This is a genomic window from Streptomyces sp. NPDC047515 (genome assembly GCF_040643055.1).
Classification (GTDB): Bacteria; Actinomycetota; Actinomycetes; order Streptomycetales; family Streptomycetaceae; genus Streptomyces.
The window spans coordinates 13,884-31,385 of the sequence record NZ_JBEYTM010000035.1 but is presented as its reverse complement, the minus strand read 5'-3'; the positions used below and the strand labels follow the sequence as shown (position 1 = coordinate 31,385).

Here is a 17,502-nt window from a genome sequence, read left to right as displayed (position 1 = left end):
GCCGGGCGACCGGACACGGCGTGTGCCCAGTCGCGTACATGACGAGTGAAGCTATCGTTGATCATCCTTGCTGATCAATGAGTTGTCATCAATGAATTCGAAGGACCTGTTCGAAGAGGTGCGGGGCGGGGTTGAGCCGGATGGCCGCGCAGAGGCAGTCGGAGAAGTGCGGTTGTGCGGTGAACCGCTTCGCCGCGCCGTCCGTGCCGTTGTCAGGGGAAGCGCACCACCGTCCCCGGCCATCGAGGTTCCGCAGTGAAATCCACCGTCCCCACCACCGCACCCGCGTCGCGAGGAGATTCCGTGACTACCGATGCACCGCCGCCCGAGGTCAGTACGGACACCCGCACTGCCCAGCCCACGACCGAGGCGTTCATCGCGACGCAGGAGAGTGCGGAGTTCGGTGAACTGCGCCGCGCGCACCGCTCGTTCGCCTTCCCGCTGACCATCGCCTTCGTCGTCTGGTACCTGCTGTACGTGTTGCTGTCCAACTACGCGGGCGGCTTCATGGGCACCAAGGTCTACGCCAACATCAACGTGGCCTTCGTCTTCGGCCTCGCCCAGTTCGTCACCACGTTCCTCATCGCCTGGTTCTATTCGCGCCACGCGGCCGCGAAGCTCGACCCGAGGGCCGAGGCCATCAAGTCCCGTATGGAGGCCGACGCATGAGCGCCGTGTACCACTCGCACCCCGCCCTCCAGCTGGCCGCCTCCTCGACCACCGAGCACCGGCCGCTGATCATCACGCTCTTCGCCGTGTTCGTCGCCGCGACGCTGGGCATCACCGTCTGGGCCGGACGGCAGACCAAGAGCGCCTCCGACTTCTATGCCGGCGGCCGGCAGTTCACCGCCTTCCAGAACGGACTCGCGGTCTCCGGCGACTACATGTCGGCGGCCTCGTTCCTCGGGATCGCCGGGGCCATCGCCCTCTTCGGCTACGACGGCTTCCTGTACTCCATCGGCTTCCTGGTCGCCTGGCTGGTGGCCCTGCTGCTGGTCGCCGAACCGCTGCGCAACTCGGGCCGCTACACGATGGGCGACGTCCTCGCCTACCGGATGCGGCAGCGCCCGGTGCGTACCGCCTCCGGCGTCTCCACCATCGTCGTCTCGATCTTCTATCTGCTGGCGCAGATGGCGGGCGCGGGCGTCCTGGTCTCCCTGCTCCTCGGCATCACCAGCGACGCGGGCAAGATCCTCATCGTCGCGCTGGTCGGTCTGCTGATGATCGTGTACGTCACCATCGGCGGCATGAAGGGCACCACCTGGGTCCAGATGGTCAAGGCCGTGCTGCTCATCGCGGGCGCGCTCCTGATGACCTTCCTGGTGCTGCTGAAGTTCGACTTCAACATCTCCGACCTGCTGGGCACGGCCGCCGCGAAGAGCGGCCACGGAGCGGCGTTCCTGGAGCCCGGACTCAAGTACGGCGCCACCGGCACCTCGAAGCTGGACTTCCTCTCCCTCGGCATCGCCCTGGTCCTCGGCACCGCCGGGCTGCCGCACATCCTGATCCGGTTCTACACGGTGCCGACCGCCAAGGCCGCCCGTAAGTCGGTCAATTGGGCCATCGGCATCATCGGCGCCTTCTACCTGATGACGATCGCGCTCGGCTTCGGCGCCGCGGCTTTGATCGGCCCGGACGAGATCAAGGCGAAGAACCCGGCTGGGAACGCGGCCGCCCCGCAGCTCGCCGAGTACCTCGGCGGGGTCGGCTCCACGGGCGGCGCGGTGCTGCTGGCCGTGATCTCGGCCGTCGCCTTCGCCACCATCCTCGCCGTCGTCGCGGGCCTCACCCTCGCCTCCTCGTCCTCCTTCGCGCACGACATCTACGCCAACGTCATCCGCAAGGGGAAGGCCACCGAGAAGGAGGAGATGCGCGCCGCCCGCTGGGCCACCGTCCTCATCGGCGCGGTCGCCATCGTCCTCGGTGCCTTCGCGCGCGACATGAACGTCGCCGGACTGGTGGCGCTCGCCTTCGCCGTCGCCGCCTCCGCCAACCTGCCGACGATCCTCTACAGCCTCTTCTGGAAGCGCTTCACGACCCAGGGCGCGCTGTGGTCGATCTACGGAGGTCTGGCCTGCTCCGTGATCCTGGTGCTGTTCTCGCCCGTCGTCTCCGGAAACCCGAAGACCTCGATGTTCAAGGGCGTCGACTTCGCCTGGTTCCCGCTGGAGAACCCGGGGCTGATCTCCATCCCGCTGGGCTTCCTGCTCGGCTGGATCGGCTCCCTCCTCTCGAAGGAGGAGCCGGACAAGGGCAAGTACGCCGAACTGGAGGTCAAGTCCCTCACCGGGGTCGGAGCGCACTGACCGGGGCAGAACCCGGCGAGAGGTCCGCGCCGGGCCGCCCCCTTCCACGGCCGTGTCGTAGGGTCCTACGACACGGCCGTGCCGCTCCTCGTGTCATACGAGCCCCGTCCGATGTCACAGGTCTCGCGTAGTCTCGAAGGAGTCAGCCGAAAGCGCCGACCGGGACATCCGACCGGACGGGCGAGCGGGAACGCCGGACGTGCCGGACACGGCGGCCGGACAGGAACTGGGGGAGGGGACCCACATGCTCATCGACACCTACGATCGGGTCGCCACCGACCTGCGCGTGTCGCTGACCGACCGGTGCAATCTGCGGTGCACGTACTGCATGCCGGAGGAAGGCCTGCAGTGGCTGGCCAAGCCCGACCTGCTGAGCGACGACGAGATCGTCCGGCTGGTCGGCATCGCCGTCACCCGGCTCGGCATCACCGACGTCCGCTTCACCGGCGGTGAGCCGCTGCTGCGCCCCGGCCTGGTCTCCATCGTCGAGCGGTGCGCGGCCCTGAGCTCACGCCCCAGGATGTCGCTCACCACCAACGGCATCGGACTGAAGCGCACGGCGGCCGCGCTCAAGGCCGCCGGCCTGGACCGGGTCAACGTCTCGCTGGACACCGTGCGCCCCGATGTCTTCAAGACCCTCACCCGCCGCGACCGCCACCACGACGTGCTGGCAGGCCTGGAAGCCGCCCGCGAGGCCGGACTCACCCCGGTCAAGGTCAACGCCGTCCTGATGCCCGGACTCAACGACGACGAGGCCCCCGACCTGCTGGCCTGGGCCGTCGAGCACAGCTACGAGCTCCGCTTCATCGAGCAGATGCCGCTCGACGCGCAACACGGCTGGAAGCGCGACGGCATGATCACGGCAGGCGACATACTCCGGTCGCTGCGCACCCGCTTCACCCTCACCGAGGAGGGTGACGACCGGCGCGGCTCCGCCCCCGCCGAGCGCTGGCTCGTCGACGGCGGACCCCACCGCGTCGGTGTCATCGCCTCCGTCACCCGTCCCTTCTGCCGGGCCTGCGACCGCACCAGGCTCACCGCCGACGGCCAGGTGCGCACCTGCCTGTTCGCCCGCGAGGAGACCGATCTGCGCGGCGCCCTGCGCTCCGACGCGCCGGATGAGGAGATCGCCCGGATCTGGACGCTGGCGATGTGGGGGAAGAAGGCCGGATCCGGTCTTGACGACCCGTCCTTCCTGCAGCCGGACCGGCCGATGTCGGCGATCGGAGGCTGAGGCGGTCGAGGGCCGAGGGGGCAGGCGGCCCCGGCGGGACCGAGCGATGCCGGACCCGGGCCGACCTTCCCTCCTACGGCCTGCCCGATCCCGGCCCGTCGGACTCCCACTCCGCCAGCTTCACCACATCCTTGAGGAAGCCCCGGACATCCAGGAACGAGGACAGGTGCTCCCGGTGCTCCTCGCAGGCCAGCCAGGTCTTCCGACGCTCAGGGGTGTGCAGCTTCGGATTGTTCCAGGCCAGCACCCACACGGCGTCGGTCCGGCAGCCCTTGGCGGAGCAGATGGGGGCGGCGGCAGCGCTCTCGGCCGCGGATTCAGGGGAGTTCACGGCTCAATCGTAGGGTCTTTCGTTCGGACCGGTTCGGCGTGATCCAAACGGGAGGCCCTCGGCCGGTGCCGGTTCCGGTCTCCCGGGCGGCCCGCGCGATGGGCGGCCCGAACGCATCCCCGGTCGGAGAAAAAGCGACGCCGAGCAGCCACGGGGGGAGCTGCCCGGCGTCGGTCCGTCGCTCCGACGGGGGATGCGGAGCGCGTACGAAGTATGTCACGCAGACGGGGGTGCGGTGCACCGTAACTTCACGATTGACTGAGGTTTTCACGAGCCCCGGGTGCGGTGCGGTCTCAGCTGTGCTTATACCGAATGCCCCCGTCCGGAGCCGCCCGTCACGGCTCATGCCGAGGGCCTGTGGCTCACGACAATCGCCTTCTGGTCACGTCGAGGGCCCGTGGTTCACGACGTTTCCCCGCCATGACGTACTCCGTCGGCCGCCGGGCCGGATTCGGCGGCACCGGGCGCGGGCGCGGCATCGAGCATCGGCCGCATCGGCGTCGGGACGAAGGTCGACGGAAGCGAAGGGGCGTTCTCCCGGCCCGCGTTGGCGATGACCACCGCCACGTACGGGAGCAGGACCCCGAGCGCCAGTGCCACGATCGCGACGTACCGCTCCACGTTCCAGAGCACGGCGGCCAGGATCACCGACACAGTCCGCACCGACATCGAGATCACATAGCGCCGCTGCCTGCCGCGCACATCGTCCGCGAGCCCCTGCCGGGCCCCCGTGATCCGGAAGACCTCGGTACCGCCCTGCTTCCTCATCACGTCTCCACCACCCTCCCTCCAGCACCGGGTGGACCGGAGGGACCTCGTTCCCGCGCCGGACGCTCCCCGGACCGGACCGCATCCACGGTACGCCCGCTGTCCGAGGGCTTCGAGGCCGGGGCGCGCCGCATTCGTGCGAATCGGCGGCGCGCCGCACATACGGACGTGCCCGGCATGCGGCATACGGCCCACCGGCGGAGACTGGGCCCACATGCGCGACATTTCGTCGCACGAGGAGGCGACATGGGCTGGTTGTGGGCAATCATCGTGGGTCTGGTGCTCGGTGTGATCGCGAGGGCGATCCTGCCCGGCAAACAGAACATCCCACTCTGGTTGACGACGGTCTTCGGCATCCTGGGCAGTGTCCTCGGGAATGCCGCCGCCACCTGGATCGGCGTCAACGACACCAAGGGCATCGACTGGACGCGTCATTTGTTCCAGCTGATCGGCGCGGTGGTCATCGTCGGTGTCGGCGACATGGTGTGGACGTCGTTCCGCGGGACCAGACAGAGAGCCTGAGCCGAGCGGAGGGCCTGGCTCACCGGGTCACGACGCACTGCTGAACGTACTGCGGCCGGACACGCGTCACGCGTGCCCGGCCGCAGTACGACGTTCAGGGATCAGCCGGTGACCTCGACGGCGGCGAGATTCTTCTTGCCGCGGCGCAGCACCAGCCAGCGCCCGTGCAGCAGCTCCTCGCGGGCCGGCGTGCTCTCGCCGTCCGTGACCTTGACGTTGTTCACGTACGCGCCGCCCTCCTTCACCGTGCGGCGGGCACCCGACTTGCTGGGCGCAAGGCCGACCTCCACGAGAAGGTCCACCAGCGGGCCGAGCTCGGTGACCTGCGCGTGCGGCACCTCGGACAGCGCGGCGCTCAGCGTCGCCTCGTCCAGCTCGCCCAGCTCACCCTGGCCGAAGAGCGCCTTCGACGCCGCGATGACCGCGGCGCACTGGTCGGCGCCGTGCACCAGCGTCGTCAGTTCCTCGGCCAGCGCGCGCTGCGCCGTCCGGGCCTGCGGACGCTCCTGCGTGACCTTTTCCAGCTCCTCCAGCTCCGCGGGGCTGAGGAAGCTGAGGATGCGCATGTACCGGGAGATGTCCCGGTCGTCCACGTTCAGCCAGAACTGGTAGAACGCGTACGGCGTCGTCATCGACGGGTCGAGCCAGACGGCACCGCTCTCGGACTTGCCGAACTTGGTCCCGTCCGCCTTCGTCATCAGCGGCGTCGCCAGCGCGTGCACCTCGGCGCCCGGCTCCAGGCGGTGGATCAGGTCGAGGCCCGCGGTGAGGTTGCCCCACTGGTCGCTGCCGCCCTGCTGGAGGGTGCAGCCGTAGCGCCGGTACAGCTCCAGGTAGTCCATGCTCTGGAGCAACTGGTAGCTGAACTCGGTGTAGCTGATGCCCTCGTCGGACTCCAGCCGCCGGGCGATGGAGTCCTTGGTCAGCATCTTGTTGACGCGGAAGTGCTTGCCGATGTCCCGGAGGAACTCGATCGCGGACATGCCGACGGTCCAGTCCAGGTTGTTCACCATGACCGCAGCGTTCTCGCCCTCGAAGGACAGGAACGGCTCGATCTGGGACCGCAGCCGCGACACCCAGTTGGCGACCGTCTCCGGGTCGTTCAACGTGCGCTCGGCGGTCGGCCTCGGGTCACCGATCTGGCCGGTGGCGCCACCCACCAGGGCGAGCGGCCGCAGACCGGCCCGCTGGAGCCGGCGCATGGTGAGCACCTGCACCAGATGGCCGACGTGCAGACTCGCCGCGGTGGGGTCGTAGCCGCAATAGAACGTGACGGGACCGTCCGCGAGAGCCTTGCGCAGTGCGTCCTCGTCAGTGGACTGGGCGAACAGCCCACGCCACTTCAGCTCGTCGACGATGTCCGTCACGGTTCCGTGTCTCCTCAGCTACGTGTGTCGAAAGGCAACAGCCAGTCTAAGGGCTGTCCTGTAATCGCTGGCGGGCGTGCGACGACAGCTACGGCACCTCGCCGCGTTGTCGGAACGCCCGAATACATCCCGTATTCGGGCGTCCCTCCGCCTTGCGATGCACCGCATCCGACGCCGCACGCTGATCCACCAGGGATTACGGGACAGCCCCCAGGCGGGTCACACGCCCGGACTCACCGAGCTCATGTTGAAGTCCGGGATCCGCAGCGCGGGCATGGCGGCCCGGGTGAACCAGTCGCCCCACTCGCGCGGCAGCGTCTTCTCCGTACAGCCCGCCTCCGTGGCCCGCGACAGCAGGTCCACCGGCGACTCGTTGAACCGGAAGTTGTTCACCTCTCCGACGACCTCGCCGTCCTCGACGAGGTACACCCCGTCGCGGGTCAGCCCGGTCAGCAGCAGCGTCGCCGGATCGACCTCCCGGATGTACCACATGCAGGTCAGCAGCAGCCCGCGGCCGGTCGTCGCGGCCACCATCTCCTCCAGCGAGCGCTCACCTCCGCAGTCCAGCACCAGGTTGTCGATCGCCGGCGCGACCGGCAGCCCGGTCAGCCCCGCCGTGTGCCGGGTGGTCGTCAGATGCTCCAGCCGGCCGTCCCGGATCCAGTCGGTCGACGCCAGCGGCAGACCGTTGTCGAATACGGAAGCGCCGTCCCCGGAGGCATGGGCGATCACGAACGGCGCCGACTCCAGGCCCGGTGCGTGCGGATCGCTGCGCAGCGAGAGCGGCAGCTCGGACAGGGTCTCGCCGATCCTGGTACCGCCGCCCGGCCTGGAGAACACCGTCCGGCCCTCCGCGGCGTCCCGTGCCGTCGACGACCACAGCTGGTAGACCAGCAGATCGGCCACGGCGGTCGGCGGCAGCAGCGTCTCGTACCGCCCGGCGGGCAGTTCGATACGGCGCTCGGCCCAGCGCAGCCGCCGCGCCAGCTCGGCGTCGAGCTCGGCGGGGTCGACGTCCTTGAAGTCGCGCGTGGAGCGGCCCGCCCAGGTCGAACGGGTCCGGTCGGGGGATTTGGCGTTGAGTTCCAGCGTTCCGTTCGGCTGGTCGTGCCGCAGCCGCAGCCCCGTCGACGTACCGAGGTACGTCGAGGTCAGCTGGTGGTGGGCGAAGCCGTACAGCTCCCGGCCGCCGGACCGGGCGCGGGCGAAGGCGTCGCCGAGCGCCGGAGCGAACTCCGCGAAGACGTCCGAGCCCGTCTCGGCCGGCCCGTCCGTGAAATCGGGCGACGCGGGCACCCCGGTGACCAGCGGCTGCGCGTCCTCCGCCGGACCGGCTCCGCGTGCGGCGGCCTCGGCTGCCCGCACCAGCGGTTCCAGATCGTCGGCGGTGACCGCGGACCGGGACACCACACCGGACGCGGCGCCCTGCGCGCCGTCCACGGTCGCGATGACGGTCAGGGTCCGCCCGCGTGTCACCCCGTTCGTCGTGAGTGCGTTGCCGGCCCAGCGCAGATTCGCGGACGACTCCTCGTCGGCGATCACCACGCAGCCGTCGGCGGTGGACAGTTCGAGCGCCCGCTCGACGATCTCGTGCGGCTTGCTGACGCGGCTCATCGTCCGGCCTCCTGCGTCGTGTTGAGGATGTGCTGTCCCGGGAGTCGACCCCCGGACCCCCGGCCGGTTCCGTGGTGACCGCTCATCGTCCGGCCTCCTGAGCCGTGTTGAGGATGTTCACGCCCCGGAAGAGGGCGGAGGGGCAGCCGTGCGAGACCGCCGCGACCTGGCCCGGCTGGGCCTTGCCGCAGTTGAAGGCGCCGCCCAGGACGTACGTCTGCGGGCCACCGACCTTCTCCATCGAGCCCCAGAAGTCCGTCGTCGTCGCCTGGTACGCGACATCGCGCAGCTGGCCCGCCAGCCTGCCGTTCTCGATCCGGAAGAACCGCTGCCCGGTAAATTGAAAGTTGTACCTCTGCATGTCGATCGACCAGGACCGGTCGCCGACCACGTAGATCCCGCGCTCCACCCCGCCGATCAGATCCTCCGTGGACAGCCCGCCCGGATCCGGCCGCAGCGACACGTTCGCCATCCGCTGGACGGGGACATGGCCCGGCGAGTCGGCGTACGCACACCCGTTGGACCGGCCCAGGCCCGTCAGCTTCGCGATCCGCCGGTCCAGCTGGTACCCGACCAGCGTCCCGTCCTTGATCAGGTCCCAGGACTGCGCCTCGACGCCCTCGTCGTCGTACCCGATGGTCGCGAGCCCGTGCTCGGCGGTGCGGTCGCCCGTCACATTCATCACGGGGGAGCCGTACGCCAGCTTCCCCAGCTGGTCGAAGGTGGCGAACGAGGTCCCGGCGTACGCCGCCTCGTACCCCAGCGCCCGGTCCAGCTCGGTGGCGTGGCCGATCGACTCATGGATGGTCAGCCAGAGGTTGGACGGGTCGACGACCAGGTCGTACGCACCCGCTTCGACGCTCGGCGCCCGCATCTTCTCGGCCAGCAGCCCGGGAATCCGCTCCAGCTCGTCGTCCCAGTCCCAGCCGGTCCCGGTCAGGTACTCCCAGCCGCGGCCCACCGGCGGGGCGATCGTCCGCATCGAGTCGAACTCACCGGTGGTCCCGTCCACGGCGATCGCGGTGAGCTGCGGATGCAGTCGCACCCGCTGCTGGGTGGTGACGGTGCCCGCCGTGTCCGCGTAGAACTTGTTCTCGTGGACGGTCATCAGGGAGGCGTCCACATGCGCGACACCCTCGGCAGCCAGGAGCCGGCTGCTCCACTCGGCGAGCAGCCCCGCCTTCTCCTCGTCCGGTACGTCGAAGGGATCGACGTCGTAGGACGAGACCCAGGTCCGCTCACCGTGCACCGGCTCGTCCGCCAGTTCCACCCGCTCGTCGGACCCGGCCGTCGCGATCACCTTCGCCGAAAGCTTCGCCATGGCGACGGCCTGCGAGGCCACCTTCGCCGCGGCGTCCATCGTCAGATCCACGCCGGACGCGAACCCCCACGCCCCGCCGTGCACCACGCGCACCGCGTACCCGAGATCGGTGGTGTCCGACGTCCCGGCGGGCCGGGCGTCCCGCAACCGCCAGGACGCGCTGCGCACCCGCTCGAAACGGAAGTCGGCGTGTACGGCCCCCAGCGCACGCGCGCGAGCGAGCGCCGCGTCGGCGAGGGCACGCAGGGGCAGGGCGAGAAACGACTGATCGACCTGATGAGCCATGTAGAACTCCGTCTTTTCGGCATGTGTCCGCAGTGAACAATGCCGTGCGCCGAGGCCGATCGGCCACAGGTTTCGCCGGACGCGCACACGCGGCGGCGCGGCTCGGCGTGGCGGAGCCGGCCTGGAACGCCGTCCGAGGCCGCCCGTGCGGATCGGCCGCCGGTGATCGTCCGCCCGTCCGTCGTCGGCCGATCACCGCCGGTCCGTCCGCCCGTCCGGCCGACCATCCGCATTGTTCCGTCCGTCCGTCCGACCGACCGACCGTCCGACCCACGCGGCGCGGGACGCGACGGCCGACCTGTCGGGCGGAGCGCGGACTCGCCGGGAGTGCCGGTCCGTCCGCCGGGCACGCCTGGCCTTCCGCTGACGCGCCGCTGACATGAAACGTTCATCCGGAGCGGGCACTGTGGGGTTCCTACAGTGCCCGGGGTGAGGCGCTGTCAGGGGCCGATTCCCCGTGGGGCGGGTGGTACCGATAGGTTTTCGAGGTACCAGACCGCTATCGAAAGGGTGATCCGTTGAGCCGCTCGGTTCTCGTCACCGGAGGAAACCGGGGCATCGGCCTCGCCATCGCCCGCGCTTTCGCCGACAACGGCGACAAGGTCGCGATCACGTACCGCTCGGGCGAGCCTCCCCAGATCCTCACCGAGGCGGGCGTTCTGGCCGTCCGCTGCGACATCACGGACGCCGAACAGGTGGAGCAGGCCTACAAGGAGATCGAGGAGAAGCACGGTCCCGTCGAGGTACTGGTCGCCAACGCCGGTATCACCAAGGACCAGTTGCTGATGCGGATGTCCGAGGAGGACTTCATGTCCGTACTCGACACCAACCTCACCGGCACCTTCCGGGTCGTCAAGCGCGCCAACCGCGGCATGCTGCGCGCCAAGAAGGGCCGCGTCGTCCTCATCTCCTCCGTCGTCGGGCTCCTCGGCTCGGCCGGGCAGGCGAACTACGCCGCCTCCAAGGCTGGTCTGGTCGGCTTCGCCCGGTCGCTGGCCCGTGAGCTCGGCTCGCGGAACATCACCTTCAACGTCGTCGCACCCGGTTTCGTCGACACCGACATGACTCAGGTGCTCACCGAGGAGCAGCGCAAGGGCATCGTGTCCCAGGTGCCGCTCGGCCGCTACGCGCAGCCCGAGGAGATCGCCGCCGCGGTGCGCTTCCTCGCCTCCGACGACGCGTCGTACATCACTGGAGCCGTCATCCCCGTTGACGGCGGATTGGGCATGGGTCACTGATCACCATGAGCGGAATTCTCGACGGCAAGCGCATCCTCATCACCGGTGTGCTGATGGAGTCGTCCATCGCCTTCCATGCCGCAAAGGTGGCCCAGGAGCAGGGCGCCGAGGTCATCCTGACCGCGTTCCCCCGGCCCACGCTGACGGAGCGCATCGCCAAGAAGCTGCCGAAGCCGGCCAAGGTCATCGAGCTGGACGTGACCAACACCGAGCACCTGGACCGGCTCGAAGGTCTGGTCCGGGACGAGCTCGGTTCGCTCGACGGCGTCGTCCACTCCATCGGCTTCGCGCCGCAGGACGCGCTCGGCGGCAACTTCCTCAACACCCCGTTCGAGTCCGTCGCCACCGCGATGCACGTCTCGGCGTTCTCGCTGAAGTCGCTCGCCATGGCCTGCAAGCCGCTGATGAGCGAGGGCGGCTCGATCGTCGGCCTCACCTTCGACGCGCAGTTCGCCTGGCCGCAGTACGACTGGATGGGCCCGGCCAAGGCCGCGCTGGAGGCCACCTCCCGCTACCTCGCCCGTGACCTGGGCAAGGACGACATCCGCTGCAACCTGATCTCGGCCGGACCGATCGGCTCCATGGCCGCGAAGTCCATCCCGGGCTTCTCCGAGCTCGCGGACGTGTGGAACACCCGCTCCCCGCTGTCCTGGAACATGGCAGACCCGGAGCCGGCCGGCCGCGGTGTCGTCGCCCTGCTCTCGGACTTCTTCCCGAAGACCACGGGCGAGATCATCCACGTCGACGGCGGCGTGCACATGATGGGCGCCTGATCAGGCACCCCAGGCTGTGACACGGCCGCGTACCGCTTCCGAGCAGGCGGTACGCGGCCGTCGTGCGTCCGTGCCCGGCTCCGGCCCGCTCAAGTCGAAAAGATGGTCGATCCACCGCAGAATGTGGTGGAAACGGACTTCTTGTCAGGCTGCGGGGAGGAGGTCGCTGTGTGCTCCACACGTCGCCGAACCCGAATCCTGCTGGCCGCCTCGGCGGCCGTCGCCGCGCTTGCGGCCCCCGTGGGCATAACCGTGGCGGGGCGGACAGGAACCGGCGCGCCCGCACCCGCCGCACCCACCCCGGAACCCTCCGGCGCCGAATGCCGTACCTCGGTCCAGGGCTCCCGGGTCGTCGCCTACTGCCACAACCCGTACCCCTCCACCGACCGCGTGCAGCTGCACACCGAGTGCCGCCGCTGGTGGGACATAGACGCGGACGCCACCCCGGTCGATGTGAAACCGGGGCAGACCGTGCGGATCGACGACCGCTGCTGGAAGGAAATAGGCGCTGTCTGGGTCACGCACCGGGTTCAGGGCTCCGTCTGATGCCTCCTGCGGCGTTCTCCGCGGCGATCTCCTCGCGCGCTTCGACGCCGAGCCCTCACACCCGGTCCACCAGACAGCTCAACGCATGACTCGCGGCCTCGGCCGCCGCCGCCTCCGCGTCCCCCGCCCGGATCGCCTCGACCAGTCGGCCGTGGTCCATGAGGCTCTCCGGCCCCAGCTCGGGGCCGACATCGTCCCTGAGATAGTCGCGCAGCACGTCGCCCAGGTCGGCGTAGAGCCCGGTCAGCACGTCATTGTGCGAGGCCGCGACCACGGCCAGATGCAGCGTCGCGTCAGCCGCGACGAACGCTTCGGCGTCGCCCGCGGCCCAGGTCTCCTCCCGGCGTGCCATGAGCGCGTCCATCTGCTTCAGATCCCGCTCGGTCCGCCGTGTGGCGGCCAGTCGCGCGGCCGACGACTCCAGGGTGGAGCGCAGCTCGGCGACATGGCGCGGATCGGCGGTGGCGAAGCGGCGGTGCATCACCCCGGCCAGTTCGCTGGTGGCGACGACATAGGTGCCCGAACCCTGCCGGATGTCGAGCAGGCCGTTGTGCGCGAGCGCGCGGACGGCCTCACGGACGGTGTTACGGGCCACCCCCAGCTGCTCCACCAGCTCGGGCTCGGTGGGAATCCGTGAACCCACGGGCCACTCGCCCGAGGTGATCTGATTCCTCAGCTGGGCAATCACCTGGTCGGCGAGTGCCGAACGCCGCGGTGACGTCAGCGCCATGGTGCTCCTTGCTCGGGTTGCTGGGTAATGACTCGGGTCGGCGTGATGGCTCGGGCCGCTGGGCAATGAGGGTGCTCGGTGTGACAGGTGCTCGGTGCGTCGGGAGGGGACAGGGGCGCGGGGCTCTACGGGGTCGCTCTGCCGGGAGTGATCGGTCTCAGAGCAGGGCTCGCAAGATTGGACAATCAATCATCCCATGATTCTATGATGGCTGAATGCCCGACGACGAGACCCAGCCGCAGACCCGGACCCTGAGCCCCGCCACCACAGCGGACACCCCCACGAGCACCACGGCCCCGCACGCCTCACAGGCCCCGCTGACCGCACAGGCCATGCGGACCGCCCCCGAGACCTCCCCGTGGCTGCTCCGGCTGGTCGCCGTCGGGCTCGTGCTCGCCGCGCTCAATCTCCGCCCCGCCATCACCAGCCTCGGCGCCCTCCTCGAAGAGGTGCAGGACGGCCTGCACATGAGCGGCAGCGTCGCCGGCGTCCTCACCTCCGTGCCGCCGCTCTGCTTCGCGATCTTCGGTGTCATGGCGCCACGCCTCGCCCGCCGCTTCGGCCCGGGTGCGATCGTCTGCGCCGGCATGATCGCCATCACGGCCGGTCTGGTGATCCGGCCGCTCGTCGGCGGCACGGCCGGCTTCCTCGCCGCGAGCGCCCTCGCGCTCATGGGCATCGCCGTCAGCAATGTCCTGATGCCGGTGATCGTCAAGCGCTGGTTCCCGGACCGCGTCGGCTCCATGACCGGGCTCTACTCGATGTCGCTGGCCCTCGGCACCTCGCTCGCCGCCGCCCTGACCGTGCCCATGACCCATGCGCTGAGCGACAGCTGGAGGGCGGGCCTCGGTGTCTGGGCCGTGCTCGCCGCCGCCGCGGTCCTGCCGTGGATCCCGCTGGTACGGGACCGGCGCCGCGCCGCGGGGCAGGCCGCCGCCCACCATCAGGAAGCCCCGGCGCTCAAGATCGTCCGTAGTCGAACCGCGTGGGCCCTCGCCTGCTTCTTCGGCCTGCAGGCCACCGCCGCGTACATCACCATGGGATGGATGCCGCAGATCTTCCGCGACGCCGGGGTCTCGGCCGGTACCGCGGGCGTCCTGCTCGCCGTGACCATGGCGATGGGTGTGCCGCTCGCCTTCGTCATCCCCCGGGTCGCCGCCCGCATGAAGAACCAGGGCCCGATCGTCGTCGTCCTCGGCGCCTGCGGCATCGTCGGATACACGGGCCTGTACCTCGCACCCGCCGACGGGGCCTGGGCCTGGGCACTGCTGCTGGGCATCTCGAACTGCTCGTTCCCGCTCGCCCTGACCATGATCGGCATGCGGTCCCGCAGTGGCGCCGGGGTGGTCCGGCTGTCCGCGTTCGCGCAGTCCACCGGCTATCTGATCTCGATCCCGGGGCCGCTGCTCGTCGGCGTGCTCCACCAGCACAGCGGCGGCTGGGGGCTGCCGATCGCGCTGATGGCGGGCCTCATGGTGCCGCAGATGGTGGCCGGAATCCTGGCGGGGCGGGACCGGACGATCGAGGACGAATGCTGAGATGCGAGACTGAGCCCATGTCTCCTGTGCTCGACCCGAATCCGCAGAACGGTCAGAAGAAGCTCCTCCTCGTACTCGGGGCGATGCTGCTGGTCACCGTGATCATCTCGGTGATCGCCACGGTCGCGTCCCCCTGAGTCACGCGCCCGGCGGCCGGTGGTGGGGCTGTCCCCACCATCCCCTAGGGGGCCAGGGTCAGGGTGAAGTGGGTGGGTCACCGGATGGGACCGGTGGCGCCGCGTCCGTAGGTTCGAGGTATCAGAACCGATGACCCACGGAGGCGGACATGTCGGCCCGTATGCACACCCGGTCCACCCACCCGGCCACGGGCAGCGTCGAGGTCCGGCTGCCGTGGTGGGCCGTCGCGCTGCCCGCGATCGGGTTCGCCGCGCTCCTGCTCGTGATCGTGGGATCCGGTGAGGCCCACGCGGCGACGACCGACCCCGCGGTCGGCCGGCTGCTTGAGCGAATCGTGGCCTTCGTGACCCGCTGACGGCACTCACGCTCACCGCCCGAGCCCTTCAACACCCTGCGACGGGCGGCACGTTTCGTGCGAAGCTGAGGTGTATGAGCGTCGATACACCTCGCAGGATCGTCCTTCTCAGACACGCAAAGGCGGAATGGTCGCAGGACTCGGACCATGAGCGGCCACTCGCGGAGCGCGGCCGCAAGGACGCCCCCGTCGCGGGCCGCAAGCTCGTCGACTCCGGGATCGTCCTCGATCTGGCCCTCTGCTCGACGGCGGCCAGGACGCGAGAGACGTGGAAGCTGGCGGTGCACGAGATGCCGCACCGGCCCAGGACCGTGTACGAGGAGCGACTGTACGAGGCGTCCCTCGGCGAACTGATCGCCCTGATCAACGAGACCCCCGACGATGTGCGCGATCTCCTCGTCATCGGCCACAACCCCGGCATGCATGCCGTCGCCGACGCCCTCTCGGAATCGGCCGAGGGCGACGCCCTGTCGCGGATGAACCGCGGAGGGTTCCCGACCGCCGCCTTCGCCGTCGTCGAGTTCTCCGGTTCCTGGAAGGGTGTGGAGCACGGGGTGGGCAAGCTGGTCGAGTACTGGACGCCCAACGACTGATCCCGCCGCCGTACGGCCCAGGCCGCTGTACGGCTCGCGCCGCTGTACAGCCCCGTGCCGTCGTACGGTTTCGCCGTCGTGCGGCTCCCCCGTCGTACGTAGGAGCAGGGCCCCGGTGCGGAAACCACCGGGGCCCTGCTTCTTCTGTGAGTGCGCGAGTCCGCGGGTGCGCGGGTACGTGAGGAGGTGTGTACGGGTCTACGCGTCAGTCGACGAGACCGTCGGCGGCCTCGACCTCCTCGCGGGTGATGCCGAGCAGATACAGCACGGTGTCCAGGAACGGCACGTTCACCGCGGTGTGCGCGGCCTCGCGGACCACCGGCTTGGCATTGAAGGCCACCCCGAGCCCGGCGGTGTTCAACATGTCCAGGTCGTTCGCACCGTCACCGATCGCCACGGTCTGTGCCAGCGGCACCCCTGCCTGCGCGGCGAAACTGCGCAGCAGCCGGGCCTTGCCGGCCCGGTCGACGATGTCACCGACGACCCGTCCGGTGAGCTTGCCGTCGACCACTTCCAAGGTGTTGGCAGAGGCGAAGTCGAGCCCGAGCCGTTCCTTCAGATCGTCGGTGACCTGAGTGAACCCGCCCGAAACCACGCCTACTTGGTAGCCGAGCCGCTTCAGCGTACGGATCAGGGTGCGGGCGCCAGGCGTCAGCCGCACCTCGGCGCGCACCTTGTCCACCACCGACACGTCGAGCCCCGCCAGCAGCGCCACCCGTGCGTGCAGCGACTGCTCGAAGTCGAGCTCGCCGCGCATCGCCTGCTCGGTCACCTCGGCGACCTTGTCCTCGCACCCGGCATGGGCGGCGAAGAGCTCGATGACCTCGTCCTGGATGAGCGTCGAGTCGACGTCCATGACGACCAGTCGCTGCGCCCGGCGGCTCAGCCCGGCCGACACGACCGCCACATCGACACCGATCCCGGCGGACTCCGTCGCCAGCGCCGTCCGCAGTTCCTCGGTCCCGGCACCCGATACCGCGAACTCGACCGCGGTGACCGGATACTTCGCGAGCCGGAAGATCCGGTCGATGTTGCCGCCGGTCGAGGTGATCGTGGCCGCTATGGCGGCGGTCGACTCCGCGGTCAGCGGGTGCCCGAGCACCGTCACATGGGAACGTCCGTAGCCGCGCGGCCGGTTGTCACCCGTACCGGAGATGATCTCGGCCTGCAGCTTCAGCGATTCGGCCCAGCTGTGCACGGTGGCCCGCAGGTCGCCCGCGGTGGTCCCGCCCGCGGTCGGGGTGGTGACCAGCGCGCACAGGACGATGCGGCCACGGGTGACGACCTGCTCGATGTCGACGACATCGACCGAGTAGGCGGCGAGGGTGTCGAAGAGCCCGGCGGTGATCCCGGGACGGTCCTTCCCGAAGATCTTCACGAGAAGGGTGGGTGTGTCCGCCCCCTGACGGTACTCAGGGGGCTCAGGAGACGGGGAGGACTGAGGTGGCTGAGATGCGCTCATGGTGCTCCCACCGTATCGGTCCGCCTCGTGGCACCGGCGGTCCGTCCCGAGGGTCGGACAACGCGCCGCCTCCCGGGCCCGCCCGGAGCGCGCGGGCGTCGACGGACGGCACGCACGCGGGCACGTCCGACGATCGGGCACCGGCCCGACGGAATGATGCGTCCCGTAATGCCCCGTTCACCCATGGTTCATATCGAGTCATGCGTGCTTACCGCTCTCCGCTCCCGTTCCGCCCGTTCCTCCCTGGGCTACGGCGCGACGCGGCAGGTCCCGGCAGGGTCTTCGCCCCGCCCGACTTTCGTATCCGGGACTGCTCCTGGAATAGTTCCCCACGATGTTCAGCATCCCTAGACTCCCTGCAACGGGGGTAACACGGGGGAC

18 protein-coding genes are annotated in these 17,502 nt (G+C 69.7%); 11 read left to right on the top strand and 7 right to left on the bottom strand.

Going from position 1 to position 17,502, the window contains the following annotated elements:
* The first annotated feature begins 303 nt into the window (after positions 1-303).
* From ABZ826_RS25690 to moaA, 3 genes are all read left to right on the top strand, one after another.
* Positions 304-669, top strand: coding sequence for a DUF485 domain-containing protein (locus ABZ826_RS25690; RefSeq protein WP_361452719.1), 366 nt, complete (start codon positions 304-306; stop codon positions 667-669).
* Positions 666-2,306 (top strand): cation acetate symporter, encoded by a 1,641-nt coding sequence (locus ABZ826_RS25685; RefSeq protein WP_361452716.1) that lies wholly within the window; start codon positions 666-668, stop codon positions 2,304-2,306. Before ABZ826_RS25690 ends, ABZ826_RS25685 begins: the two co-directional genes overlap by 4 nt.
* A gap of 244 nt (positions 2,307-2,550) precedes the next feature.
* Positions 2,551-3,540: a GTP 3',8-cyclase MoaA gene (moaA, locus tag ABZ826_RS25680; RefSeq protein WP_361452854.1), complete on the top strand. Its 990-nt coding sequence runs from the start codon at positions 2,551-2,553 to the stop codon at positions 3,538-3,540.
* Between the two features lie 73 nt (positions 3,541-3,613).
* Here the strand turns inward: moaA and ABZ826_RS25675 are convergent, their stop codons facing one another.
* Positions 3,614-3,871 (bottom strand): hypothetical protein, encoded by a 258-nt coding sequence (locus ABZ826_RS25675; RefSeq protein WP_361452713.1) that lies wholly within the window; start codon positions 3,869-3,871, stop codon positions 3,614-3,616.
* 402 nt (positions 3,872-4,273) lie between these two features.
* On the bottom strand, positions 4,274-4,639 hold the full coding sequence (locus ABZ826_RS25670) for a DUF3099 domain-containing protein (protein ID WP_361452710.1): 366 nt from the start codon (positions 4,637-4,639) through the stop codon (positions 4,274-4,276).
* A 246-nt stretch (positions 4,640-4,885) separates the two neighbouring features.
* On the opposite strand from ABZ826_RS25670, the gene ABZ826_RS25665 reads away from it, so the two are divergent.
* On the top strand, positions 4,886-5,161 hold the full coding sequence (locus tag ABZ826_RS25665; protein ID WP_361452707.1) for a GlsB/YeaQ/YmgE family stress response membrane protein: 276 nt from the start codon (positions 4,886-4,888) through the stop codon (positions 5,159-5,161).
* A 101-nt stretch (positions 5,162-5,262) separates the two neighbouring features.
* Here ABZ826_RS25665 and tyrS read toward each other — a convergent pair whose 3' ends face one another.
* From tyrS to ABZ826_RS25650, 3 genes are all read right to left on the bottom strand, one after another.
* Positions 5,263-6,528, bottom strand: a complete 1,266-nt coding sequence (gene tyrS, locus ABZ826_RS25660; RefSeq protein ID WP_361452704.1) for a tyrosine--tRNA ligase — start codon at positions 6,526-6,528, stop codon at positions 5,263-5,265.
* Positions 6,529-6,747: 219 nt separating this feature from the next.
* Positions 6,748-8,142, bottom strand: coding sequence for a metallopeptidase TldD-related protein (locus tag ABZ826_RS25655; RefSeq protein WP_361452701.1), 1,395 nt, complete (start codon positions 8,140-8,142; stop codon positions 6,748-6,750).
* Between the two features lie 82 nt (positions 8,143-8,224).
* Complete coding sequence (locus ABZ826_RS25650; protein ID WP_361452698.1) at positions 8,225-9,748, bottom strand: TldD/PmbA family protein; 1,524 nt, start codon at positions 9,746-9,748, stop codon at positions 8,225-8,227.
* A gap of 518 nt (positions 9,749-10,266) precedes the next feature.
* Between ABZ826_RS25650 and fabG the strand changes: the two genes are divergently transcribed.
* The 3 genes from fabG to ABZ826_RS25635 all read left to right on the top strand — a co-directional run bounded on the left by fabG (position 10,267) and on the right by ABZ826_RS25635 (position 12,305).
* On the top strand, positions 10,267-10,986 hold the full coding sequence (gene fabG, locus ABZ826_RS25645; protein WP_361452695.1) for a 3-oxoacyl-[acyl-carrier-protein] reductase: 720 nt from the start codon (positions 10,267-10,269) through the stop codon (positions 10,984-10,986).
* Between the two features lie 5 nt (positions 10,987-10,991).
* Positions 10,992-11,759: an enoyl-ACP reductase FabI gene (gene fabI, locus ABZ826_RS25640; protein WP_361452692.1), complete on the top strand. Its 768-nt coding sequence runs from the start codon at positions 10,992-10,994 to the stop codon at positions 11,757-11,759.
* Between the two features lie 168 nt (positions 11,760-11,927).
* The gene (locus ABZ826_RS25635; RefSeq protein WP_361452689.1) at positions 11,928-12,305 is read left to right on the top strand and encodes a hypothetical protein; all 378 of its coding nucleotides are present in this window, start codon (positions 11,928-11,930) and stop codon (positions 12,303-12,305) included.
* A gap of 55 nt (positions 12,306-12,360) precedes the next feature.
* Here ABZ826_RS25635 and ABZ826_RS25630 read toward each other — a convergent pair whose 3' ends face one another.
* A complete protein-coding gene (locus ABZ826_RS25630; RefSeq protein WP_361452686.1) occupies positions 12,361-13,035 on the bottom strand; it encodes a FadR/GntR family transcriptional regulator in 675 nt (224 codons plus the stop codon).
* Between the two features lie 215 nt (positions 13,036-13,250).
* Between ABZ826_RS25630 and ABZ826_RS25625 the strand changes: the two genes are divergently transcribed.
* The 4 genes from ABZ826_RS25625 (at position 13,251) to ABZ826_RS25610 (ending at position 15,659) form a co-directional block, all read left to right on the top strand.
* Positions 13,251-14,573 carry an MFS transporter gene (locus ABZ826_RS25625; RefSeq protein WP_361452683.1) on the top strand — a complete coding sequence of 441 codons (1,323 nt, stop codon included), beginning with the start codon at positions 13,251-13,253 and terminating at the stop codon, positions 14,571-14,573.
* Positions 14,574-14,599: 26 nt separating this feature from the next.
* A complete protein-coding gene (locus tag ABZ826_RS25620; protein ID WP_361452851.1) occupies positions 14,600-14,710 on the top strand; it encodes an SGM_5486 family transporter-associated protein in 111 nt (36 codons plus the stop codon).
* 149 nt (positions 14,711-14,859) lie between these two features.
* Positions 14,860-15,066, top strand: coding sequence for a hypothetical protein (locus tag ABZ826_RS25615; protein ID WP_361452680.1), 207 nt, complete (start codon positions 14,860-14,862; stop codon positions 15,064-15,066).
* A 74-nt stretch (positions 15,067-15,140) separates the two neighbouring features.
* Positions 15,141-15,659 (top strand): histidine phosphatase family protein, encoded by a 519-nt coding sequence (locus ABZ826_RS25610; protein WP_361452677.1) that lies wholly within the window; start codon positions 15,141-15,143, stop codon positions 15,657-15,659.
* Between the two features lie 205 nt (positions 15,660-15,864).
* Here the strand turns inward: ABZ826_RS25610 and serB are convergent, their stop codons facing one another.
* Positions 15,865-17,121 (bottom strand): phosphoserine phosphatase SerB, encoded by a 1,257-nt coding sequence (serB, locus tag ABZ826_RS25605; RefSeq protein ID WP_361452675.1) that lies wholly within the window; start codon positions 17,119-17,121, stop codon positions 15,865-15,867.
* Positions 17,122-17,502 lie beyond the last annotated feature (381 nt).